Source organism: Alkaliphilus oremlandii OhILAs (assembly GCF_000018325.1).
GTDB lineage: Bacteria > Bacillota > Clostridia > Peptostreptococcales > Natronincolaceae > Alkaliphilus_B > Alkaliphilus_B oremlandii.
Map to the genome: position 1 here is coordinate 748,377 of NC_009922.1, position 24,748 is coordinate 773,124.

Below are 24,748 nucleotides of genomic sequence, written 5' to 3' on the forward strand. Positions count from 1 at the left end.
GTATTCTAAATAAAGTAAAGAATGTATTGGTCGAAAGGAGATCATAAATATGGCAGATATAAGAAAAAATTTAGTAACAATGGGCGGAAATCCTGTTACCCTTGTAGGCAAAGAGATCAAGGTTGGAGATCCGGCGCCGGACTTCACAGTCCTAAAAAATGATTTGAGTCCATTTACTTTGAAGGATGCAGGCAATACCGTAAAAATTATCAGTGTTGTTCCATCGCTAGATACTGGTGTATGTGAACTTCAAACGATTCATTTTAATCAAGAGGCAGCGGAACTTGGTGACGTTAAGATTCTTACCATCAGCGTGGATCTTCCTTTTGCTCAAAAGAGATTTTGTGGTGCACAAGGGATTGATAAAGTCATTACCTTATCCGACCATAGAGATCTATCCTTTGGAGAGAACTATGGATTCGTTATAGAGGAACTTAGACTTTTGAGTAGAGGCATTGTTGTTCTAGATAAAGAAAACACGGTTAGATACGTTGAATACGTAAAAGAAGTAACGGAGCATCCAAATTACGATAGAGCAATTGAAGAAGCAAAAAAATTAATTTAATCTTTAAAATAAAAAATGATGCACCCCATAGGCTGCATCATTTTTTATTTTGTAAAAAAGCCCTGTTTTCCCATGGTAAGAACATTTAAAGTTCTAAATGAAAGAGGGAAATAAAATATATGTTACGGAAATTTAAAAAACATATGGCGAAATCTCAAAATATATTATACAATAGGTGCAAGTAGAAAAATGAAGAGTATAAATAAAAATTATTCTTTTTTTTGAATTTTCTACAAAATTCTACACTAAAATAAGGGTGAAAATCAAAATGTGGGAGGGAATGTAATGTTAAAAAAAGTATTGTCGATGATGTGTGTAACGGCCTTAGTAGCATCTTTAAGTGTTGGATGTAGTCCAAGCCAAGAAAGCGGGGGATCCAATACTGGTGGTAAAACGACTTATATTTCTATCGCAACTGGAGGACCAGCAGGAACATATTACCCTTTAGGTGGTGCAATGGCAAAAATTTTCAATGAAAACATTGAAGGGGTTACAGCGAATGCACAGGCAACAGGAGCTTCAACTGAGAATATCGGTCTCGTATCTAAAGGAGAAACAGAAATTGCCTTTGTGCAAAATGATATCACTCATTATGCATATACAGCAACGGAGTCCTTTGAGGGGCAAGCTAAAATGGAAAACATTAGAGGTATGGCAATGCTATATCCTGAATTAGTTCAAATTATCGCAACAGAATCTTCTGGTATTAAAAGCGTAGAGGATTTAAAAGGAAAGAAAGTAGCAATTGGGGCACCAGGATCAGGAGTTGAGGCCAACACAAGACAGGTATTGGCTGCTCATGGAATGACTTACGCTGATTTAGGAAAGGCAGATTTCTTATCCTTTAATGAAGCTGCAGATCAGCTAAAGAATAAACAGATTGATGCAGCATTTTTAACAGCAGGGCTACCGACTTCAGCTGTTACAGAGGTTGCTCAAACATCAAGCATCGTTATTGTACCCATTGGCAAAGATAAAATAGCACAATTAGCAAAGGATTATCCATTCTATACGGAAGTTGTAATTCCAGCGGGAACTTATAGTGGTCAAGATTCAGACATTACCACAGCTGCGGTTATGGCGATGCTCGTTGTCCCTGAGAAATTAGACGAGGATCTAGTGTATAACCTTACAAAATCCTTATTTGAAAAAAGACAAGTGATCATTGATACCCATACAAGAGGAAATGATATTCAATTAGATACTGCATTAAAAGGAATGCCAATTGAAGTACACAAGGGTGCGCAAAGATACTACAATGAAAAAGGCGTTAAATAGAGGTCAAAATACTGAGCAGGATATTGGGGTAAAGCCCAATATCTTGACTCGTAATAAGGCCAATATATTGGGTATATTCGCATTTATATTATTGATGATGGGAATCATTCGGATCGATATTTTAGTTGCATCTAATTATAAAACAGGAAAACAGTTAAAGGCTTGGCCGATTAAAGAAGGGCAAGAATTTGATATAGAATATACTCATTCAGTACAGTTAACTCCCGTTATAGAGAGATACACTGTAGATGAGGGGAATCATATCCTATTGAAGGAATCCTATTTCCATTCCTATGGAGCAGGCTTACCAGCAACGACACCGTATGAATTTGAAATCACGGAAGATGGATTCAGAATATATGATATGAATCAAGTTATGGATAATTTAATCTATAGAACAGGCGCTGTAAAAGCCAACCATAGGATTCATATTGGACAAAAAACCTATTTCTTTTTAGATTTCTCAGAACCGAGAGAAGGCATCCGATTTACCGCTGAGAAGATTTCGTTACTATCATATTTGTGGAGGGGGTACAACAATGACTGAGAAAAAGTTAATGACTGAAAGTGATGTGGCTATGGATGTAAACAAGCTGATGGAAGAATATGATGCAGATATCAGTAAGTCCAGAAAGCTTACGGGCACTGTTGGTAAGATTACTTCAATTCTAGCAATCGCCATGTCTTGCTTTCATCTATATACTGCAGGATTTGGAACTTTACTTTCAGTAAAACAAAGAGCATTGCACCTTATTTTTGCTTTTACCTTAGGATTTTTATTATTTCCAGCAACTAAAAAGGGAAACAAAACGAAGGTTTCAATATTGGATTATATTTTAATTGGGTTAAATGTAATTATATTTGGTTATTTATTTGTATTTGTAGAGCAGATCGCCTTAAAGGGTGGAAATGTAAATAATATGGACTTATTACTTGGTGCACTGGGTATTCTGTTAACCTTAGAGATTACAAGGAGAGCCGTAGGTCCAGAGCTTCCAATCGTAGCTATACTGTTCATCTTATATGCTAGATTTGGACCATATTTACCTGGCGTTCTAGGGCATAGAGGGTTTTCTTGGGAGAGAATCATCAGCCATATGTATCTGACATTAGAAGGACTTTTAGGAATACCCATAGGTGTATCCGCTACCTTTGTATTTATGTTTATATTATTTGGCTCATTCTTAGATAAAACGGGCGTGGGAAAATTTTTCATCGATTTAGCCTATGCATTAACGGGACATATGAAAAGTGGGCCTGCTATGACTGCCGTAGTTGCCAGTGGATTTATGGGATCAGTATCCGGTAGCTCCGTTGCGAATACCGTAACGACAGGGGCATTTACCATCCCCCTAATGAAGAAAACTGGATATAAGCCGTACTTTGCTGGTGCAGTAGAAGCTGCTGCCTCTACAGGAGGACAGATCATGCCACCGGTAATGGGGGCTGCTGCCTTCATTATGGCAGAGTTTACAGGGATTCCATACATTAAAATCGTTGTAGCAGCGGCAATACCTGCCATTCTATATTATTTTGCTGTAGGAACCATGGTTCATTTAGAGGCATCCAAACTGGGCTTGAAAGGGCTTCCAAAAGAGCAACTACCGAAGATTGGAAAATTAATGATTGCAAATGGATATCTATTAAGTCCTCTAGTTGCCATTGTATTTTTCTTAGTAAAAGGATATACACCTTTACTTTCTGCTTTTTACGCAATCCTTATTAGTATGGTGATTGCTGTTGCAACTTCTCTTATCAAAAAGGATAATTCCTTTGGTGGAAAGGAATTTTTTGAGGCCCTTGAGCAAGGAGGCAAAAGTGCTGTCGGTGTAGCTTGTGCTTGTGCTTGTGCTGGACTGATCGTTGGAACCGTAACGTTAACAGGGCTAGGCTTAAGAATCGCTGAGCTGATCGTTACTCTAGCTCAAGGAAAGCTACTATTAACTTTATTTTTTACAATGATCGCTTCCATCATTTTAGGCATGGGTCTTCCTACCACAGCAAAATACATTGTACTTGCTACTATGGCGGCTCCAGCCTTAATAAAATTAGATGTAAACTTAATGGCAGCACACTTATTCATTCTGTATTTTGGTGTAATTGCAGATATTACGCCACCGGTAGCACTTGCTGCATATGCAGGGGCAGGTATAGCGGGAGCCAATGCCATGAAAACCGGATTCCAAGCAGTTAAACTGGCTTTAGCCGCCTTTATCGTACCCTATATATTCGCCTACGACTCTTCCCTCATCCTAGTTAAGGAGGTCGTGAATGGCACAGTCGTATTTATGCCTATTTTCAGTGCAATTCCAGTCGTCATATCTGCGGTGATAGGGATTGTCTGCTTGGCAGGTGCCGTCGAAGGATTCTTAGTAGACCACTGTAAAATTTACGAAAGAAGCTTATTGTTCGTGGCTGCACTGTTGCTACTAAAGCCGGGATTGATTACTGATATTTTTGGATTGGCAGCCCTAGGGTTAATCTACTTTGTTCAGAAATCCAGGATAAAAAATAAAGAGATTAATACAGCCAGTGTCGGTTAATTAGAAATTAATTTGAAAATATATTATAGACAAAAAAGGACTTATGGTCCTTTTTTTGTTTTAAACCATGGCAGTCCACTCTTTTAGATTTCTAAAAATAGATGGTATTCTCATAGGAATGCAGGTATAATTAGTAGTAATATTTATAAGATAAAATTTGGCAGGGGTCTTAGATATTACAATACATAATTTTGATGATATAATATAAAGAGGTGCTGAGATGGTATTCAACAAAACATTACTCATTACGGATATGAAAAAAATACCGAGACTGATTTTGGCTTTTGTCATTATTGGTTATGGTATTGCACAAACGAAAGCATTAAATTTTGGAATGGCACCGTGGGATACACTGGTTTTAGGGATTGTGAATAAAACAGGCCTAGAATTTGGAAAGCTGACCCAGGGCGTTGGTCTGATCATTGTAATTTTTTCCATATTCATTAAGATCTATCCGGGGATTGGAACCCTATTAAATATGATATGCATAGGATTTTTTGTGGATTTAATCTCAAAGTTCAATATCTTAATGACTCCAGAGAACCTGTTTTTCAAAGTAATCGTTCTAATCTATGCTCTAACGGTACAAGCCTATGGATTGTATTTGTATTTAAAGTTGGAAATAGGGGCAGGTCCTAGGGATGGGCTGATGGTTGGATTGATTAAAATAACGGGCTTAAGTGTTAAGTATATAAAGACTGGAATCGAGGCAGTCGTTCTACTGACTGGATTTTTACTTGGTGGAACCGTTGGGCTAGGAACCATAATCGCCACCTTTACTGGCGGTGCTATATTGAACAGGATTTTCCTGTGGAAAGGTTTCGATGCGAAAACAACTTGTCAACGAAAATTTTCAGACTATTTTATGTTAAATGAATGTGAAACACCAGCAGATTAAAGGACGACAGGGGGAATGGCAATATGGCTGTCAGAAACAGAAGAAAAAGGAAAAAAAATAATCGGTTTAAGGTGATGATGCGCATTAGCATCCTATTGATCATAGCAAGCGCTACTTTTTTATGCTTGACCAAGCTGCCGAATTATGTTCAAAGGGTAATTGCCGGAAGCATGGTTGAAGAAGCACAAGGGGTAGAAGAAAACAATGGGTCCAATGAAGTCAATAACCAGGAGCTCGATACGTCAGAAGACAATAAAGCCACTGGAGTGGATAATAATCCCAAGGGTTCAGAAAATAAAAAGGATAATGAAGCAGTTCAACATGATGAAAAAATACTTGTAGAAAATACAAACGATATCTTGGTTGTAGTAAACAAAAAGAGACATGTAGCTTCTGATTATAAACCGGAGGATTTAGTTGTGCCTAATGTTAAGTTTTCTTTTTCAGGAGAGCATGAGAAAAAATACATGAGGCAGGAAGCGGCTACTTCTCTAGAGAAGCTATTTGAACAAGCCAAGGAAGAGGAGATTCATCTATTTGCAGTTTCCGGATATAGATCCTACAGTACTCAGGAGCGTGTGTTTAATGGCTTTGTGAATCAGTATGGGGAAGAAAAAGCCAATAAATTCAGCGCTAGACCGGGAGAAAGCGAACATCATACAGGACTTGCTATGGATGTATCCAGTCAGAGTGCAGAGTTTCGTTTATTAGAATCCTTTGGAGATATGCCAGAGGGAAAATGGCTCAAAGAGAATGCCCACAAGTTTGGGTTCATTATCCGATATTTAAAGGAAAAAACCGACATCACAGGATATACCTATGAACCTTGGCATATTCGATATGTGGGAAAAGCGGTAGCAGAAGAAATATATAATGCAGGGATTACATTAGAAGAATATTTAGGGCTAGAGTAAATAGGGCATTTCGCCCTATTTTTGTTTTAAGATGAACTTTTATGTATATACTATTTATGAAAGAATGGACAGGAGGCGGTAAAAAATGAATTACTTTGGTATTTTACATGGATTTATTGCTTTTGTATTAATTGGAGCATTTCACCCCCTTGTAATCAAAGGAGAATATTATTTAGGAAGAAAATGCATTCGTATATTTTTAGCCACTGGTGTTGTAGCATTGTTTGGTTCCATGGTCACAAAGCACATGACACTGTCAACTTTTTTGGGAATACTATCCTTTTGTTGTTTTTGGAGTATTAAAGAAGTTATAGAACAAGAACAGCGAGTTCGAGAAGGAAGGTTCCCGAAAAATCCAAAGAGAATGGAGAAGGAACAGCAGAATGTAAAAAACTAGACCCTCAATAGAAGAATCCTCTTTATGATAATGCCTTTACAATAGATCCGTTGTGGAACCCTATTTGAATAAAAAGTTGCATATTGGATCTCGTTCAGTTATAGTATATAATAATGATAATCAATATTAACTATCTAGAATAGGGGATATAAGAATGGGGGAAAACAGAAATATAAACGAAGTTTACTTTAAGATCATGGAGAAAAAATTTTTTACACGGATGCTAACGAAGCCGACGTATATTGAGTACAAAGTAAATGATGATTTAGGCAGTGGTGTGATCAAAAGAATCATATTAAATAAAGGCCTAGAATTTTGTTTGTGTAAAAACAATGATTTTTGCAGAGAACTTCTAAATTCAGAATTAGATGAAAAACGCTTTATTGAAATTACTTACTGTATAGATGGAGAAGCAAGAATAAAACTCGATGCCGAAAATCAATGGATTCACATAAAAAAGGGAGATTTGATGTTTTATAGAAATCATGATTTATCTCAGAATGCACGCTTCCACATAAAATTAAACAATTATTCAGGTATTGTAATCGGGTTGGATGGTGACGAACTTAAAAAGCTTTTCTTCCCAGAGTGTGGAGCCTGTATGCTAAAAGAGTGGGACAAATCCATAGCGTCTATATTTAAAGGAGATACTTCTTTTAAAATTAAAGCCCCTCCTAGCATCGAGTGGGATATGCAGGACCTACTTAAGTATAATTATAACTTTAAAGAGGTCACAAGTTTACTCCTATGTCAAAGTAAGCTCATAGAAATCATATCGAAGAGTATAAATTATGGTCTTATAAAAAGAAAAGAGATCAATTTAACACAATCAGATAAAGAAAATATATATAAGGCAAAGGATATATTAGTAAAGAATATTGAGCATCCTCCGACTATCGAAGAATTATCAGAAATGTGTAATATAAATTCTTATAAATTAAAGAAGGGATTTAAAGAATTATTTAATAATACGCCCTACGGTTATTTAAGAGAAATGAGACTGTATAAAGGAAAATATTTAATAGAGAATACGGAGAATAGCATTTTAGAAATAGCAAATGACGTAGGATATACGAATCCTAGTAAATTTTCAGAGGCATTTAAGCTTAAATTTAATATAACGCCCAGTGAATGTAGAAAAGTTAATAGAAATATTGAAAGTCATAAGTAATAGAAAATATTATTTATGGCTTTTTTGTATAGGAGCATTTGTTTTTAGGAGTAGAAATAATACTCTGGTGAGTTGATAGCTATTATCAATAAGGATGCAATTTATATACAATTAAGCTTAATTAGAAAGAACTTTAAAATAGCGTTTCAATTGAAATGCTCTAAATATCATCCGATCAATAGCCATCTCTATAAAGAAAGAGTGGCGTAGTAGTAAATTATAATCATAAGGAGGAGTTAATTTGAGTGGATCTACAAGAAATTCAAAAGAAGATCAAAAACAATTTATTTTATCCAATAATATGTGGAAGGTTATGTTTGAATTATCATGGCCAGCAGTGATCGCTATTTTAGAATTACAATTTTAGGTTCTTTTTTCTGGATGTATGGCCTAGCTGGAAATATGATTGTACGAGCGGAAGGAAAAATGAAGTCAGTAGCAATCATGATGGGAATCGGTTTAGCTGTGAACATTATTGTGAATTATATTTTAATTGCGTTTCTGAAAATTACACGATGTTGTTTACATTGATCTGAAATTAATTGAAATTAAAATAATTTTTCAGCCAATCTATTTTTAGGAGTAAAAATACTACTTCTTGGAGTTGATAATCATTTTCAATAAATATACTATAGGCTATAGAAAGGAGTTGGAGCGATGAAAAAGGAATCAAATTTAAGCTATTTATTATATTTAGCTGGAGGTGAAAAAAAGAAATTATTTTTAGCTGTGATTTTAAGTGTAATAAGTTCTATATTGTCTTTTGCACCTTTTCTGATCATATATAAAATTATAATGATTCTATTTGAAGGGAATGTGGTTTATCGGGAAATCGTAAATCTAGCAATATTAGTATCCGCTATTATCATGGTAAGGATCCTGTTTTTTGTGGCGTCGGGTGCATTTTCTCATGTTGCTGCTTTTAATATTCTATATGATACAAGAATGAAAATAATAAAGCATATGGGCAATTTAAATCTAGGTTTCTTTACAAATAAGACCTCAGGAGAGTTAAAAAAGATTATAAATGAAGATATAGAGAAGATGGAGAATTTCCTAGCCCATCATATACCGGACATATCTGCCGCAGTAGTAGCACCATTGATCATGTTCCTATATCTTTTATATTTAAATTACAAGATGGCATTGGTTCTTTTAATACCAGTAATCATAGGCGTAATGATTCAGCGTGTGCTGTTTAAAAATTTTAAAAAAAGAATGCAGCATTATTTCAACTTACTGGAAAATATGAATGCAACCATCGTTCAATTTATTCAAGGGATCTCTGTAATGAAAGCGTTCAATGTATCTTCCTTATCTTTTCAAAAGTATAGACAATCTATAGAAGAGTATGCGGATTATTGGAAGGAAATAACTGAAACAAACTCACAACCGCATTCGATTTTTATAGTGATTATGGATTCGGGATTACTATTCACCATACCCTTAGGAGGATATTTCTATATCAATAATGGTATGGATCTAGGAACATATCTTCTATTCATCGTCATCAGTATGGGATTCTTTAATTCATTTAAAATCTTATTAGAATTAGGTGGAAACTTTTCTATGATATTTGAGGGCGTAAGTAGAGTTAAAAATATTTTAGATATCCCCAAGCAAGAAGCTGGTCGTTACACTTTATCTAATGATGGAAGCTACGATATAGAAATAAGAAATGTTTCGTTTAGATATGAGGACAAGAATGTGTTAAACAAGATCAATACGACCTTAAAAAAGGGAACGATTAATGCTTTTGTAGGTGCATCCGGTGCAGGAAAAACCACTTTAGCCCAGCTCATAGGAAGGTTTTGGGATGTAAGTGAGGGGGAAATATTAATCGATGATAAAAATATAAAAGATATAGCCATGGAAAGTCTAATGGACTCTTTGGCATTTGTATTTCAAGATATATTTATGCTGGAGGATACCTTATATGAGAATATTCGGATGGGAAATGAACATGCAACCTACGAAGACGTAATAGAGGCTGCCAAGAAGGCACAGATCCATGAGTTCATATCCACCTTACCGAACGGGTATAAAACCAAGATGGGGGAAAGTGGTATAAAGCTTAGTGGTGGAGAAAAACAAAGAGTATCCATTGCAAGGGCAATATTAAAAGATGCGCCCATTATTATATTTGATGAAGCTACCTCTTATGCAGATATAGAAAACGAGAGAAAAATACAATTAGCTCTTGAAAATATGTTCAAGGGGAAAACAACCATTATGATAGCCCATCGACTTCATACCATAAAAAATGTAGATAAAATAGTGGTTTTTGATCAGGGTGAGATCAAAGAAGAGGGGACCCATGAGGAACTATTGAATAGAAATGGACGCTACAGGGATATGTGGGAAGCTTATATAGAAAATGAAAGCTTAGCTGTAAAGGGAGGTGCCTAGGATGATCCTTATGATAAAAAGTGTAATCGGAGAGGATATAAAAAAATTAAAATTACCAGTACTCCTTATGTTTTTGGATAGCATCGGACATATGGCTTTTATCGGCGTTCTTTATAATGTACTGATGGATATCAATAAAGACTCTTTTAGTATGGATAAACTTAAGACATATACGGTTATTCTAATCATTGCTTTTATATTTAGATGCACAATGATTAGTATGGGATATAAATTGAATCATCTTCGAGGCTCCGATATGATAAAGGACATGAGGGTAAGTTTGGGAGATCATATAAGAAACTTAAATTTAGGATATTTCAATAAAAATAGCATCGGTGATTTGATGAATATATTAACAACAGATGTAACAGACTTTGAAAGAATTATAACCCATAGCTTAGGAGATATTGTAAAAGCAGCCGTATTAATACCCTATATCACCATCATGTCATTTTTTATAGACCCTAGAATTGCTTTAGCACAGCTGATTACCATCATCATAGGAATCCCAATTTTAATAGTAAGTGGTAAGATGGCACAGAAATTTGGGTTAAGAAAAAGAGCTGTATTAAGTGATGTAATCTCCCGAGTCATTGAATATATCAATGGCGTAAAAGTCTTCAAAGCATATAATCAAACGGGAGATAAATTTAAAAGATTGGAAGATTCTTTTAGGAGATTTAAAAAAGAAAGTATAATGATCGAACTTTCAATATCGCCTTTTGTTCTAGTATTTCAAATATTAGCAGATTTAATATTGCCAATCGTTTTATTGACAGGTACGTATGCGCTTTTAGGCGGTAATATAGATGAGAAGACTTTAATTACATTCCTAATTATAAGTCTTTCATTAACCAATGTATTAAAAGCATTGTCGACCCAATATCCAGAATATAGAGTACTCAAACTTGCTGCTGAAAAAATAAAAGCAACCTATGCAAGAAAGCCTTTAGAATATATTCGAGATCATGTAGAATTCGAAAATTTTGATATAGAATTTAAAGATGTTTCATTTGCATATGAAAAGGAGAAGGCGGTACTAAGCAATATAAGCTTTAAAACAAAAGATGGAACTACAACGGCGTTGGTAGGACCTTCTGGTTCTGGAAAAACCACAATAACCAGTCTTATTGCTAGGTTCTGGGATCATGATAGAGGATTGATCACAATCGGAGGAAGGAATATATCTGAAATCAGTCCAGACTATTTACTTAGTCATATGAGTGTTGTGTTTCAAGAGGTATACCTTTTAAATGATACTATATATAACAATATAAAGCTGGGTAGACCCGATGCTAGTCATGAGGATGTGATAAGGGCAGCGAAACTTGCCAATTGCCACGACTTCATAAACAACTTGAAAGATCAGTATGATACCATGGTGGGAGAGGGAGGGTCCACATTGTCGGGGGGAGAGAAGCAGAGGATATCCATCGCTAGGGCCATTTTAAAGGATGCGCCCATCATACTTTTAGACGAAGCGACGGCATCGCTCGATGCAGATAATGAGATAGAAATCCAGAAATCCCTGGGAAAATTAACAGAGAGGAAAACCGTAATTGTAATTGCCCATAAGTTAAATACAATCGTAAATTCGGATCAGATCATTGTATTGAATGATGGAAAGATTGAAGAAATTGGAACCCATGAGCAACTGCTAAAAAATAAAAAACGGTATTTCAATATGTATAAGGAGCAGGAAGAAGCGAAGGGCTGGATTATTTAATAATAGGAAAATGCACCGCCAAACGTTAGATTTTCCATCTAGCAATGGGGTGCATTTTTTAGAAGTTTTTCTTATTGGATGGAATATTGGCATAAAATGCAGAACTACATCCTAGTGTTTTTTTAGCTTCATACATTGCAGTATCTGCCTGATAGATTAAAGAATCTCTATTCTTTGCTTCCGAAAGCAAACAGATGCCAATACTGATACTGATTTGAATGTGATTGTCCTCAAGAATTGTGGGGGATTTAAATACATCGAAAATTCGATTGACAACGGAAAGAACATCACGATGACCTTTAATCTTTCTAAGTATAATGACAAACTCATCGCCACCAAATCTACCAACGGAATCATAGGGTCTCAATAATCCCTGAACGGTGCTTGCTACGTATTGAAGAACTTTATCTCCCGTAGGATGACCAAAGGTATCGTTGATCATCTTAAATTTATCTAAATCAAATATTAAGAAAGCCAGGTTCTCCTGATCAAATTCAGCTTCTTTAATAGCGTCATCCAATTGGGAAATAATATTGGCTCTATTGGGTATATTCGTTAGGGGGTCATATTTAGCCAAATAAACGATTTTATCCTCAATTTTCTTTCGATCTGTAATGTCACGAATAATATGGATTCTGATGCGATGGTTATTAAATTCTATAGTCCTAGAGCTAACCTCCACGGGAAATGCAGTACCATGTTTACTTACATGGGTGCATTCAAACAAGAGGCCACCAGATTCTGACAATGTCATTTGATCCTCATAATCATATTTTGTGGTAAAGTGTCTTAAATCCCGTATGTTCATAGAAAGAAGCTCTTCATAAGTATATCCATACTTTTCTACAGCCATTTTATTGGCAGCCAGTATATTTCCTTCTTCAGACAAATACAGGATAATATCGTATGCGTTATCAAAGGTAGCTCTATAAATCTTTAATAAATCATCATTATTAAGGTCTTGCAGCATATTGAATCCCCCTCAATTGTAGGCATAGGAAACCTATTGGATGCGACTACTTAAAACGGTGCAAACTCTTGCTCATTCCACCAATCTTGTTTATAAAGATTATATTGTTCAGTAAATTGATTTAGATGTACCTTTTCCCATTGAATTAAAATATCGTAGAATTTTTTTGCTTCTTCATAGTTTGTGTTTGCTTTTGCCTCTTCATAAAAATCGATAGAAGCCTTTTCCATTTGTATGCCGATGCCAAATACAGACATAGCAAGACTTGTATATTGACGATCCAGCTTCTTCCAATCAAAGATATTAGGAGAAGGTGGATTCTCTAAGAAAGAAAGCTTAAAATCATCCCCTGGATTATTTTTCACCTTGTTAAAAAGCTCTTTCAAATACTCTGCATGCTTTAGTTCTTCATTGGCTAATTCTTTGAAAGCTTCTTTGCTTTCACTGGTGCCTGCCTGTTGTGCCGCCATGTTGTAAAACTCATAGCCCTCAATTTCATTCAAAATCGCTTGTTTAATGATGGTCAATTCTTTTTCATTCATTTTAAAAACTCCCTTCTGAAAATCATAATAATAAAGTATAAAGGATGTATACCCATAATTTATATAAAAAAATCAAAAATAATACATATTTTGCAGATTAGTTAAAGAATACGGTAGAAGTATTGCTAAAAGTATTGTTATAATAAATAAGATAACTTGTATTTTAGGAGGACTGAGATTGAATACGAATAAAAAGATTTTAAGAATCACCAGTGCCATAGGATTGTCATCGATTTTACTGCTGCAAGGCTGTTCCAATATAGGCAATATATGGTTCAATCAACCCATTGAAGTAAATGCTTCTTCTCACCCAGAGAAGGATTCTGCCATACTGAAACAAGATGGGAGCCCAAGTGAGAAAAATGCTATAGAAGCAAAGGAAGGTTTAAATGAGAGCGAGAGTGTAGACCATCGTGTGGAGGCTCTTGAAAAAGCTGTGGAACAGGAAGATGTATCAAAAGAAAAGACCACATCCACAGAAGATAAAAAAGAAGAAATACATAAAGACGCCGAGCTAAGAGCTACTTGGATCTCCACTGTATATAATTTGGATTGGCCTTCAAAGAAAGGATTGGCTGTAGAGGATCAAAAAAGCGAGTTTACAGCTTTGTTAGATGGACTGAAAAGTGCGGGATTGAACGCCGTTATGGTGCAGATTAAACCCAGTGCAGATAGCTTTTATCCTTCCCAATATGGACCATGGTCAGAATATTTAACAGGGGTTCAGGGAAAGGACCCTGGATACAATCCATTGGCTTTTATGATAGAAGAAACTCATAAACGGAATATGGAGTTCCATGCTTGGTTCAACCCCTATCGTGTCAGTGTAAAGGAAGATCGGAATGCTTTAGCTGAGGGTCATCCAGCGAAAAAGAATCCCGATTGGGTGGTATCCTATGGTGGAAAGCTTTTCTACAACCCAGGTATTCCAGCGGTGCAACAATTTGTCATTGATAGTATACTAGAGGTTGTAAAAAATTATAACATCGATGGTGTGCATTTAGATGATTATTTCTATCCGTATCCAGAAAAGGAAGGAGATTTTCCAGACGAGGAATTGTATCAAAGCTATAGACGGACAGCGAGTGAGACGAAGGAGCAATGGAGAAGGAATAACATCAATGATTTTATACAAAATTTATACCAGTCGATAAAGCGGGAAAAAAGCACTGTAGTATTGGGTGTTAGTCCATTTGGTATATGGCGAAATAAGGCGGATGACCCGAAGGGATCCAATACGAGAGGTGGCGTTACAAGCTACGATAGCTTATATGCAGACACGAAATATTGGATTGAAAATGGTTGGCTGGATTATATCGCACCACAAGTATATTGGCATATTGGCTACGATAGAGCGGAATATAAAGAATTGATCAACTGGTGGTCCAACGTGGTTCAAAATAAAAAAGTAGAATTATACATTGGACAAGCAGCTTATAAAGTAGAAGCTGGAACTACTCCTTGGGGAAATCCTCTTGAAATTTTAGATCAAATAGAATATAATCGGATGATTCCAGAAGTTAAGGGCAGCATATTCTTTAGGGCAAAATCTATTGTAAATAACCCCCTAGGGCTGAAGGATAATTTGGAGAAAATGTACAAAAAATAGATAGACCAACACAATATTACAAGGAGTGAACGTATGTTATTAGCGAATGAATGGAAAGACTATGAATTGATTGATACAGCAGATGGGGAAAAGCTAGAACGATGGGGACAATACACCTTAAGAAGGCCCGATCCACAGGTGATTTGGTCTGCTCAAAAATCTAGTAAAGAGTGGAAGAATGCAGATGCCCATTACCATAGAAGCAGTAAAGGCGGTGGAGAGTGGGAGTATAAAAGAAAGCTGCCAGAGAGATGGACAATTTCCTTTGGACCACTTTCATTTTACATAGAGCCTACAGGCTTCAAACATACAGGGCTTTTCCCGGAGCAGGCGGTCAACTGGAAATGGATGATGGAAAAAATACAATCTGCTGGCAGACCGATTAAGGTATTGAATCTATTTGCCTACACAGGAGGCGCCACCGTTGCTTCTGCTTATGCAGGTGCAGAGGTATGCCATGTGGACGCATCGAAAGGCATGGTGACATGGGCAAAAGAGAATATGGAATTATCCGGTCTTGGAAATAAACCAGTTCGATTTATTGTGGATGATGTCATGAAGTTTGTACAAAGAGAGAAAAGAAGAGGAAAGACCTACGATGCCATCATTATGGATCCACCATCCTATGGCAGAGGTCCGAATAAGGAAGTTTGGAAAATAGAAGATTCTCTCTATAGCTTTGTTGAAGAATGTTTGGACATTCTTTCTCCAGATCCACTATTTTTCCTAATCAATTCTTATACGGCTGGATTCTCACCTTATGTGTTAAGCAATATTCTACAATCCACTGTGGGAACAAAGTATCAAGGTAAAATTTCTTGCGGAGAAGTGGGCATTCCTGTATCTGGAAAGGATATCGTTCTTCCGTGTGGCATTTATGGTCGATGGGAAGAGTAGGAGGATATTTCAATGAAAGTGGCAATACCGATTCTTTTTGAAGATAATCATCTGTTGGTCGTAGAAAAACCCTCCAATATTCTTTCCCAGGAGGATCATACAGGGGACTTAGATATGCTCACCTTGTTAAAGGAAGACATTAAGGAAAGATATAATAAACCGGGTAATGTTTACTTAGGGCTTGTCCACCGATTGGATCGGCCAGTAGGCGGCGTCATGGTTTTTGCTAAAACCTCAAAATCGGCTGCTAGGCTGTCGGATCAAATAAGAAAAAGAGAATTTAAGAAAACGTATATGGCAGTTGTTCATGGAAGACCGATGAAAGAGAAAGAAACGTTGGTTCATTATCTACTGAAAGATAACAAAAGCAACATTGTATCCGTGGTAAAAAAAGACAGGGAAGGTGCAAAAGAGGCGATCTTGGATTATGAAATTGTAGAAACTGTAGAAAGTTATAGCTTAGTAAAGATCAATCTGCACACTGGAAGGCCCCATCAAATTCGTGTACAGTTTGCTACCATCGGCAACCCTTTACATGGAGATCAGCGATATGGAAAAGGTGTAAATCAAGTAGGACAGCAGATTGCACTTTGGTCCCATGAAATTGCTTGTCAGCACCCTACCTCTAAGGAAGATATGGTATTTACTAGCTTACCAGAGAAAAGGATGCCTTGGAATATGTTTCAAATGAATGGATTCGAATAAAAAAGGATAGTTTTCCAATGGAAAACTATCCTTAAAATTTGTCCTGATTATTTGAAACTGAAAACAGTATTTTAAACTGGGTAGGAAATCAAGCATAGAAGTTTAGTGAGTAAACTTCATTTAAAAACTCAAAAAAGGTAAAAATTTACTTTTTAAAAATGGCACTTCTAATATCACTAGTCTATCAAAAAAACACCAAATAGGCAAGAGAAAAGTTAAAAAAGATAGAAAAATTAAGGGATATAAATTTCATAGATAAGGTACATAGCACAATGATATATTGGCAATTTGTATAAAAGGTTTTTTTACATTACAATTGAAATACATTTTGCATTGTAACACTAGAATGGAGGGATAGGATGAATGCAAGGAATCATTGTGATTATACCGAAGAAAAGAAAAATCTAGAAACTGTATTAGATTGGGTGGACTCTGAGAAAGAATATTTGGAACATAAGGAAGAAATTTTGAATAAGGAGATCAAGGATATTAGAAAAACAGTGACCCATCTAATGGATGAACGGCTCATTGCGAAACAGCAGCTACAACAATTTGCTGAAAAAGATATGAAAAAAATACTGGCAGCAAAAGACTCCCCTTATTTTGGACGTGTAGACTTTCAAGAAAAGAATCGAGAAGAAATAGAGAGGATATACATCGGCAAGCACGGACTCCACGATCGTCAAAAAGAAACCCCTATAGTTATAGACTGGCGTGCACCTATATCCGATATCTATTACAGTGGACATAGCGAAGAGGTATCCTATAGAGCGCCATATGGAGATATCTGTGGAAGGATGTATCTAAAAAGAAGATATGAGATTAGAAACGGCGAATTACTTGAAATATTCGATGAAAAAAGATCGGAAGATCGGATTGAGGATAGTTTAAAGGGAAAGGGCGAGTTTTTAATTGATGCGTTGAGCAAATCCAACCAAGGGCGTCTGAAGGAAATCGTCGCTACCATACAGGATCAGCAGAATAAGGTTATCAGAAGTAGCATGCATCGGCCTTTAGTAGTTCAAGGTGTGGCAGGAAGTGGTAAAACAACCATAGCCCTTCACCGGATGGCATATCTCATGTATTTAAATAGAAAGAACATAGGAAATTCAAACTATATGGTCATTGCACCGAATCAATTGTTCTTGAATTATATATCGGAGATTTTACCAGATTTAGGTGTAGATGAAGTTTTTCAAACAACCTTTGAGGCATGGGCATTGAAGCTGATTCGTAAGAAAATAAAAATTAAACAAGGGATGGATGATTTAAATATCTTAATGGATTCTAAAAATGAAAATCGATCTGTTGTTGCCAATCTAGCAAAACTGAAAGGCTCGATTTTATTTAAGAAAGTAATCGATAATCACCTAAAGATTCTTGAAAAGGAATTACTTCCGAAAGAGGATATCTGTATGTATGAAATCCCCATCCTTGAATATAAAAAGATTCAAGAAATCTTTATGATCAGCAATTTACATTTATCCTTGAATGAAAGGGTAAATAAGTTGAAGGAATACTTAAAGATCAGATTGAAAAATGACATTGGTAGCATTGAAGAGAAAATAGAGTGGATGTACAAGGAGAAAATTCAGACACTGAAAAGTACGGTAGAAGATATAGATTTAGTAAGACCTGAAATCATAAGAATATACGAGGAAAGAGATGAAAAGATAAAACAAATTAAGAAAAATATTACGGTATCTGTAAATGATTATATTCGTAAAGTAGGCCCGCTGAATATTTTCAATTTTTATACCGCTATCTTTGAAGAAGAGCAGATTCACGTAGCCTTTAGCTCTAGAATTGACCTGGATGTATTTCGTAAAATCATCCATTGCTGTAAGGAAGATTTAAATAATAAAGTATATAAAAATGAGGACTTGGCCCCTCTTGCATATATCCACATCAAGCTCTTTGGGTTAGAGGATAAAAACAAATATACCCATATCGTTGTGGATGAGGCACAGGATTTTGATGAATTCAAGATCAGTGTTCTAAAGGAAATTTCTTTAAATGACTCTTTTACTTTTGTTGGAGATTTATCTCAGGGGATTTATTCCTATAAAGGAATCAATAGCTGGTCCAACGTAATGAAAAAGGTTTTCCAAGACAAACATTATGATTTTCATATTTTAACAACCAGCTATCGATCCACAGTAGAAATTGTAGATTTAGCAAATGAAGTGATAAAAAAATGCGATCATCTAGAAGCTATTTTGGCAGAGCCAGTATTCCGCCATGGAGATCAACCGAGCTTAATAAAATGTTTCAATCAAGAAGAAATGGTTCATAAAATAGTCGATAGGGTTCAACGTTTAAAAGATCAAGATCAGGCCTCCATAGGAATCATATGCAAGGATTTAAAAGCGACCGAAATCGCCTATGACATAATAAAAAAGAAATTGCCTGAGACGTATCTACTGACAGATGAAACCACGGATTTTAAAGATGGCGTCGTATTAATGCCCAGCTATTTATCGAAAGGTCTTGAATTCGATGGAGTAATCTTGTGGGATGTAAGCGAGGAGAACTATAATATCAATCCAATCGACATAAAGCTGCTCTATATTGGAATCACCAGAGGACTTCATACGGTAGATCTATTCTACGAAAATAATCCTTCTAAAATATTGGAGGGTTTAGAGGAATTTCTTTACAGACTATAGAAATATATAATATCGTATTTGGCATACGGATATAAATGGTTTACCAATAGGAAATTATATACAGGGCTATGAGCGATATAACTTCTTATTGGTACAAAAATTAAAAAGGAGGAGAAATTGAGTGAAAAATTTTGTCTATCAAAATCCAACAAAGATCATATTCGGACAGGGAACCATTCAACAAATAGGAAAAGAAATAAAAAAACATGGGATTCAAAAGGTTCTAATGATTTACGGTGGAGGCTCTATTTTTAAAAACGACGTTTATGATGAAGTTGTCAATTCTCTTAAAGAGCATGGGATCGAATATGTGGAAGTATCCGGCGTACAGCCGAACCCTGTTTTAAGCAAGGTGCAAGAGGCAATACAAAAGGCAAAGGAAGAAAACGTTGATGCTCTATTAGCAATCGGCGGTGGTAGTGTATACGATACGACGAAAGCAGTTTCTATTGGATGCCATTATGACGGTAATGTATGGGATTTTTACGAGGGGAAAGAAAAGCCGAAAAGTGGGATGCCTTTCTTTGGCGTATTAACCATATCGGCAACGGCGTCAGAAATGAACGCAGGCTCCGTAATTACGAATGAAGCTGAAAATAAAAAGTGGAGCTGCGGCTCCCCTGTGATGTATCCTAAGGTGAGTATCATTGATCCAAGTGTACAGGCAACGCTACCTCCCAATCAAACTGCCAATACTGCCATCGATACCATGGCTCATGTTTTTGAGCTGTATTTTGATGGAACAGAAGATGTGGATGTTTTAGTAGAATACTCTGAGGGGATTATTCGCTCTACGATGAAACATGCAAAAATATTGCTAGAGGACCCAACGAATTATCAGTCGAGGGCACAGCTCGCATGGTGTGCAACCCTTGGACTCAATGGAAGTAACGGTGTTGGAAGAAGCGGCGGAGATTGGGCTTCCCATGGTATTGAGCATAGCTTAAGTGTTTTATATGGGGTTGCACACGGTGCAGGTCTTGCGATTGTTTTCCCTGCTTGGATGAAATACGTATATTCGTACAATATCGATATGTTTGAACGATTTGCAGAGCAAATTTTTAATATTACAGAGGGTACGAAAGAAGAAAAGGCTTTAAAAGGAATCGAAGAATTAAAAAGCTTTTTCAGTAGTTTAAATGCCCCTGTCACACTGAAGGAAATCGGCGTAAAATATGAGGATTTAGATAGAATTGCGGATAATGCAGCGATGCAAGCGCCTCATGGTGCTATTAAAAAGCTATATAGAGAAGATATTTTAGAGATTTTAAAAATTGCATATGAATAAGGCTTACAGTTATCAATCCTTAAAACTATATGAATATTGTTTAAGTGGAGCCAATTTGGATATAGATATACTTGTATAACTACATATAGGGAGGTATTTTCATGGATATAAATGAGTTGGTAGTAAAAACATTGAAAGAAGCAGGAGAGCCTTTAAAAGCAGGAGAAATTGCAGAAAAGGCAGGCATCGATAAAAAAGATGTGGATAAGGCGATTAAAGATTTAAAGAAGGATGAAAAAATAACTTCTCCAAAGCGTTGCTATTATTCAATCAATGAGTAATTTAATGTGAATATAAAATAAAAACATCTACCCTAGGGTAGATGTTTTTATTTTGGGTTCTTGAAATCTCTAACATAGTTAAAGATTTCGTTCCTATAAAGCTTGCCAGTGTACGTGAACAAATTTATTTTGTAGAAATATAAAAATAGAAGGGAACTTTTTCTATATCTAGAAACTCTAATTAGGTGAAAGGGGTGGAAATTGTGAATATAGATAAACTGGCCAGGGCATCCACTGCTACCATACCCAATAGTAGCGATATCAATAATTCCTTTAAAACTTTGAAAAAAGAAATAGAAAAGAATAATTTAGAGCCTTTATATGATTGGTTCGGCAGTCGAAAGGACAAGTATTATAAAATTGGATGGGCTTATTTATACCATCATCACGATGTAGAGGATGTTTTTCAAAACACCATCATGAAGGTTTATGAAAATGTAAATCAATTGAGGGAAGAACGATTTTTCGAAACATGGGTCACTGCCATATTTATTAACCAATGCAAAAAAATATTAAAGAATAGAGAAAAAGTCGTGGCGTTGAAGGATTTAGAAAGAAATGAAGTGGAGCAGGGAACAGATATGAATTTAGAGCTGAAAGAAGGATTATATCAGCTGGATTCCAACCATAGAGAGGTGCTGGTTTTAAAATACATCACTGGATATTCCCAGGAGGAAATCGCAGAGATTTTAAGCATTCCCATTGGTACGGTAAAGTCGCGAATATATCGAGGGTTAAAGTTGCTGAGAAGCAATATTGAGGAGGTGGAATAGGATGTTATGTAAGGATGTTAAGGAAAAGATTATAGATTACATAGAGGATCTATTGGATAAAGAAAGCTACCTCGCTGTAGAACACCATATCAAAAATTGTAGCAGATGCCAGCAAGAGATAAAAGAAATTCGAGAGAGCATTGGCTATGTAGAATCTATGGGAAATGCCATGATAGTACCTGAAGGTTTTATGGAAAGTGTTAAAAATAAAGTAGAGCATAATAAAAAATTAGGTAAGAAGCCGAAACGAAGAGTGGGAACCGCCATTTTCGTAGCTGCTTTAATCGCTGTATTGATCACTGGTGTTTTTGCAGAGGAAGGAATCAAATCCTATTTTGAAGAGTGGAAGAGCAAAAGTTTGGAGGAAAGCCAGTCTATAGAGCAGCTCATTACAGAGGGATATGGCGAAAAATTAGGTATATCCACTGAGGACCAAGATATTAAAATTACTGTAGAGAGCATTATGGCTGATGATATGAACACCGTTCTTTTAATCGAAGTGGAGGATTTAAAAGGGGAGAAAAAATATGCGCCCATACGATGGAGGGAAAGTACATTTGCAAATGGGAACTTCAATTATCTTTCCCCGGATACATCGGGGGAACCTACAGATAAATCTGGAATCATGGGGGATTTTATACTTCATTCCCCAGAAGAAAATATCACGAGAGCAGTAGTAGCCTTTAGTCCTATAGCTTCGGATTATGAAGAGATCGAGTTGGTTATTAACGCATTAGAAGTTATTTCGGATGGAGAAACACGGTTGCCTCATGCCATCGGAGGTCAATATTATTACGATAAGCATCGAGATCGAATCGTAGATGGGCTATGGACGGTTAAGATTCCTGTGCAGCCTTCAAAGTCCAAAATTTTTGATATCCATGAAGAGATGGACTTGGATGGACATACAATTACCTTTGATAAACTGATCATATCTCCAACAATGACCACATTGACCTATCACTTTAATAAAAGGCAGGATCCAGCGTATATATTGAACTCTTTAAGAAATATTACGATGGAAGCTGATGGAAAGTTATATAATCGAATGAAAAGTTTTGGAAGAGGTTCTATGTACCCAGATCCTTTTGGTCCCACTAAAGGCAGTATATCTTTTGATACCATGTACTTTGAAATACCAAAGAAAATCAAAATAACCGTGGAGGATTATGAGATTGCGGTCAAAGAACAGAAAACATTAGAAATTAGCCCCCAAAAACCATTTCCACAGGACTTTGAATATTTAGGTAGCAAGATAAGGGTAAATAATGTTCGAGGAGACGAAAATCTTATTAGGGTTTCAATGGATAATTTAGGCGAAAAATATTTTGAGCGATTGATGTTTGAAATCTTGATCAACAATAAGAGATACACAGAGACGCTGTATGCGGTGAAACCTCTAGTTCCGGATAATCTTCTGGATAGAAGGGTGTTAAGCTACGATATTCTTTTAAATAATACGGCACAAGATTTTAAAGATTATCCTGCTGGGGACTATATGGTAAGTTCGAGCTTTGTAAATTATTATGAATATGAAACAAAAGAAGAAAAGATAGAAGATCTAAAACTAAAGGATACTTTAGATGAATCCATAAAATCTGTAAGGATCCAAATTGAAGGCTATGAAGAGAACCGAAATGCTACAGGAAGCGTATCCTTTAAGTTAAAGAAATATAAAGAAAGACCAAGCGTTGAAAAATAAAAAGATATATGGAAAGCCTGTTTAGTAGTATGAGCTACCAAACAGGCTTTTCTTATGTATATTCAGTGTTCGGTTTTTTAATAGAAATCTTCAAAGCTGGACTGATTAGAGGATATGACTGTTTAAATAGTAGAACTCTTTTTGTGCTTGATCTCTTCTTTTAAAAGAATCCTGTAATAGTAGCTCTTGCTGAATGGCAAGTGCAGCCTTTTCCTTTTTCTTTGTTTCATCACTATGAACACTAATGTTGATGTTAAAATAACTAAGTTTTAAGGATAAACTCAATAAAGACATGAAAACTCTACCTCCTAAAGTATATTGTTGTTTTTCTAAATGGTAAATATCGGAATACTCTTTTTCATTTAAATAAATCATCATAGATCTCTCCTTTCTATATTTTAGAATTGAAACGCCATTGTTGAAAATTTAAAGTAATTTCATGCAAATCACCTCCTCCAAATAAATTTTTTCCTTTCCACCTACAAATTTTATGTCGCACTCAAATCTAGATAGAGCGTAGCGTTTCAAGTGCTCAAAAAAATAAATAAGCCACAGGTAAATTTACCCATGGCTTATTCATATGCGTTTATATTCCTAGAAAGAATGTAGTATAGAAAATACAGAATCATTCCTTCAAAAAAGAGGCATTATAAAAGCCATAGGCAGTACATACACAACCTATGGCGTATCAATTTCCTTTATAAAATATCAGCGAGCACAAAGGATAGATATTGTACTAGCAGATGCCTTCAGTAAAGGTAGGTCGAGTATAAAATATATGGAATTGTAGGCAGTTCCCATTGGATGTTAGATTTATATTTTTCATGGTGCGACCTCCTTTCATAGTTTCTAAATTTTAAGACAATTCAATCTACACAATTAGTATATACAATTATGGTAAAAAATACTACTGTTTTTTTAAAATGTCATCATATTGTAATATAAGAGATTGAAGGATTGTTGATTTAAATAGAGGAATCCTTTTATAAGTGTAGAAATAAAAAGGCATAGAATAGTATAATGATGAAGTACGGGAATCTATTTAAGTCTAAATTATAGAATATTGATATTTATTCTATAATATTTGTTAAAATTAAGATAGGAATATGTTTTAAATATATTAAAACTTGTATATCTATATAAGAAAAGCTTCTATAGAAGCATTAAGAAGAAGCTTTTCTTGAAACTCATGTACGGTAAAGTTCTTCTTTGAAATCTTTTGTAAGCAGAACTTTCCTATTCGTTATAAGAAAAGCTTCTATGAGGAGCGTTGAGAGGAAGATTTTCTTGAAACTCATGTACGGAAAAGTTCTCCTTTAAAAGCTTTTTGTAAGTAGAACTTTCCTATTCGTTATAAGAAAAGCTTCTATGAGGAGCGTTGTGAGGAAGCTTTTCTTGAAACTCATGTACG

23 protein-coding genes are annotated in these 24,748 nt (G+C 35.7%); 20 read left to right on the forward strand and 3 right to left on the reverse strand.

Going from position 1 to position 24,748, the window contains the following annotated elements:
• Positions 1-49 precede the first annotated feature (49 nt).
• From tpx to CLOS_RS03570, 12 genes are all read left to right on the forward strand, one after another.
• Positions 50-565 carry a thiol peroxidase gene (tpx, locus tag CLOS_RS03525; protein ID WP_012158549.1) on the forward strand — a complete coding sequence of 172 codons (516 nt, stop codon included), beginning with the start codon at positions 50-52 and terminating at the stop codon, positions 563-565.
• 285 nt (positions 566-850) lie between these two features.
• The gene (locus CLOS_RS03530; protein ID WP_012158550.1) at positions 851-1,843 is read left to right on the forward strand and encodes a TAXI family TRAP transporter solute-binding subunit; all 993 of its coding nucleotides are present in this window, start codon (positions 851-853) and stop codon (positions 1,841-1,843) included.
• Positions 1,824-2,390, forward strand: coding sequence for a DUF1850 domain-containing protein (locus CLOS_RS03535; protein WP_012158551.1), 567 nt, complete (start codon positions 1,824-1,826; stop codon positions 2,388-2,390). The genes CLOS_RS03530 and CLOS_RS03535 overlap by 20 nt, the downstream gene beginning before the upstream one ends.
• Positions 2,383-4,386, forward strand: a complete 2,004-nt coding sequence (locus tag CLOS_RS03540) for a TRAP transporter permease (RefSeq protein WP_012158552.1) — start codon at positions 2,383-2,385, stop codon at positions 4,384-4,386. The genes CLOS_RS03535 and CLOS_RS03540 overlap by 8 nt, the downstream gene beginning before the upstream one ends.
• A 220-nt stretch (positions 4,387-4,606) precedes the next feature.
• A complete protein-coding gene (locus tag CLOS_RS03545; protein ID WP_012158553.1) occupies positions 4,607-5,284 on the forward strand; it encodes a YczE/YyaS/YitT family protein in 678 nt (225 codons plus the stop codon).
• Positions 5,285-5,307: 23 nt separating this feature from the next.
• Positions 5,308-6,198, forward strand: a complete 891-nt coding sequence (locus tag CLOS_RS03550) for a M15 family metallopeptidase (RefSeq protein WP_012158554.1) — start codon at positions 5,308-5,310, stop codon at positions 6,196-6,198.
• Between the two features lie 85 nt (positions 6,199-6,283).
• A complete protein-coding gene (locus CLOS_RS03555; protein ID WP_012158555.1) occupies positions 6,284-6,595 on the forward strand; it encodes a DUF4491 family protein in 312 nt (103 codons plus the stop codon).
• Positions 6,596-6,749: 154 nt separating this feature from the next.
• Positions 6,750-7,766: a helix-turn-helix domain-containing protein gene (locus CLOS_RS03560; protein WP_012158556.1), complete on the forward strand. Its 1,017-nt coding sequence runs from the start codon at positions 6,750-6,752 to the stop codon at positions 7,764-7,766.
• A gap of 241 nt (positions 7,767-8,007) precedes the next feature.
• Entirely contained in the window at positions 8,008-8,133 is a 126-nt protein-coding gene (locus CLOS_RS16275) for a hypothetical protein (protein ID WP_278183747.1), read from the forward strand.
• Between the two features lie 14 nt (positions 8,134-8,147).
• Positions 8,148-8,297: a hypothetical protein gene (locus CLOS_RS16425; RefSeq protein ID WP_334290429.1), complete on the forward strand. Its 150-nt coding sequence runs from the start codon at positions 8,148-8,150 to the stop codon at positions 8,295-8,297.
• Between the two features lie 126 nt (positions 8,298-8,423).
• Positions 8,424-10,175, forward strand: a complete 1,752-nt coding sequence (locus CLOS_RS03565; protein ID WP_012158557.1) for an ABC transporter ATP-binding protein — start codon at positions 8,424-8,426, stop codon at positions 10,173-10,175.
• 10 nt (positions 10,176-10,185) lie between these two features.
• Positions 10,186-11,901, forward strand: a complete 1,716-nt coding sequence (locus CLOS_RS03570) for an ABC transporter ATP-binding protein (protein WP_330360313.1) — start codon at positions 10,186-10,188, stop codon at positions 11,899-11,901.
• Positions 11,902-11,959: 58 nt separating this feature from the next.
• Here the strand turns inward: CLOS_RS03570 and CLOS_RS15195 are convergent, their stop codons facing one another.
• Both CLOS_RS15195 and CLOS_RS03580 read right to left on the reverse strand, forming a co-directional pair.
• Positions 11,960-12,871 (reverse strand): sensor domain-containing diguanylate cyclase, encoded by a 912-nt coding sequence (locus tag CLOS_RS15195; protein WP_012158559.1) that lies wholly within the window; start codon positions 12,869-12,871, stop codon positions 11,960-11,962.
• A gap of 50 nt (positions 12,872-12,921) precedes the next feature.
• Positions 12,922-13,413 (reverse strand): ferritin-like domain-containing protein, encoded by a 492-nt coding sequence (locus CLOS_RS03580; RefSeq protein ID WP_012158560.1) that lies wholly within the window; start codon positions 13,411-13,413, stop codon positions 12,922-12,924.
• A gap of 178 nt (positions 13,414-13,591) precedes the next feature.
• Here CLOS_RS03580 and CLOS_RS03585 point away from each other — a divergent pair, with 178 nt between their 5' ends.
• The 8 genes from CLOS_RS03585 to CLOS_RS03620 all read left to right on the forward strand — a co-directional run bounded on the left by CLOS_RS03585 (position 13,592) and on the right by CLOS_RS03620 (position 23,337).
• Positions 13,592-15,022 (forward strand): glycoside hydrolase family 10 protein, encoded by a 1,431-nt coding sequence (locus CLOS_RS03585; RefSeq protein WP_012158561.1) that lies wholly within the window; start codon positions 13,592-13,594, stop codon positions 15,020-15,022.
• A gap of 33 nt (positions 15,023-15,055) precedes the next feature.
• A complete protein-coding gene (locus CLOS_RS03590; protein ID WP_012158562.1) occupies positions 15,056-15,919 on the forward strand; it encodes a class I SAM-dependent methyltransferase in 864 nt (287 codons plus the stop codon).
• Between the two features lie 12 nt (positions 15,920-15,931).
• Complete coding sequence (locus tag CLOS_RS03595; RefSeq protein ID WP_012158563.1) at positions 15,932-16,624, forward strand: RluA family pseudouridine synthase; 693 nt, start codon at positions 15,932-15,934, stop codon at positions 16,622-16,624.
• 359 nt (positions 16,625-16,983) lie between these two features.
• The gene (gene helD, locus CLOS_RS03600) at positions 16,984-19,293 is read left to right on the forward strand and encodes an RNA polymerase recycling motor HelD (protein WP_012158564.1); all 2,310 of its coding nucleotides are present in this window, start codon (positions 16,984-16,986) and stop codon (positions 19,291-19,293) included.
• A 121-nt stretch (positions 19,294-19,414) separates the two neighbouring features.
• Positions 19,415-20,581 carry an iron-containing alcohol dehydrogenase gene (locus CLOS_RS03605; protein ID WP_012158565.1) on the forward strand — a complete coding sequence of 389 codons (1,167 nt, stop codon included), beginning with the start codon at positions 19,415-19,417 and terminating at the stop codon, positions 20,579-20,581.
• Between the two features lie 101 nt (positions 20,582-20,682).
• Complete coding sequence (locus CLOS_RS03610; protein ID WP_012158566.1) at positions 20,683-20,862, forward strand: helix-turn-helix domain-containing protein; 180 nt, start codon at positions 20,683-20,685, stop codon at positions 20,860-20,862.
• Positions 20,863-21,065: 203 nt separating this feature from the next.
• The gene (locus tag CLOS_RS03615; RefSeq protein ID WP_198006317.1) at positions 21,066-21,635 is read left to right on the forward strand and encodes an RNA polymerase sigma factor; all 570 of its coding nucleotides are present in this window, start codon (positions 21,066-21,068) and stop codon (positions 21,633-21,635) included.
• 1 nt (position 21,636) lies between these two features.
• On the forward strand, positions 21,637-23,337 hold the full coding sequence (locus tag CLOS_RS03620) for a DUF4179 domain-containing protein (RefSeq protein WP_012158568.1): 1,701 nt from the start codon (positions 21,637-21,639) through the stop codon (positions 23,335-23,337).
• Positions 23,338-23,442: 105 nt separating this feature from the next.
• Here the strand turns inward: CLOS_RS03620 and CLOS_RS03625 are convergent, their stop codons facing one another.
• Positions 23,443-23,715, reverse strand: a complete 273-nt coding sequence (locus CLOS_RS03625) for a hypothetical protein (RefSeq protein ID WP_012158569.1) — start codon at positions 23,713-23,715, stop codon at positions 23,443-23,445.
• Positions 23,716-24,748: the final 1,033 nt, after the last annotated feature.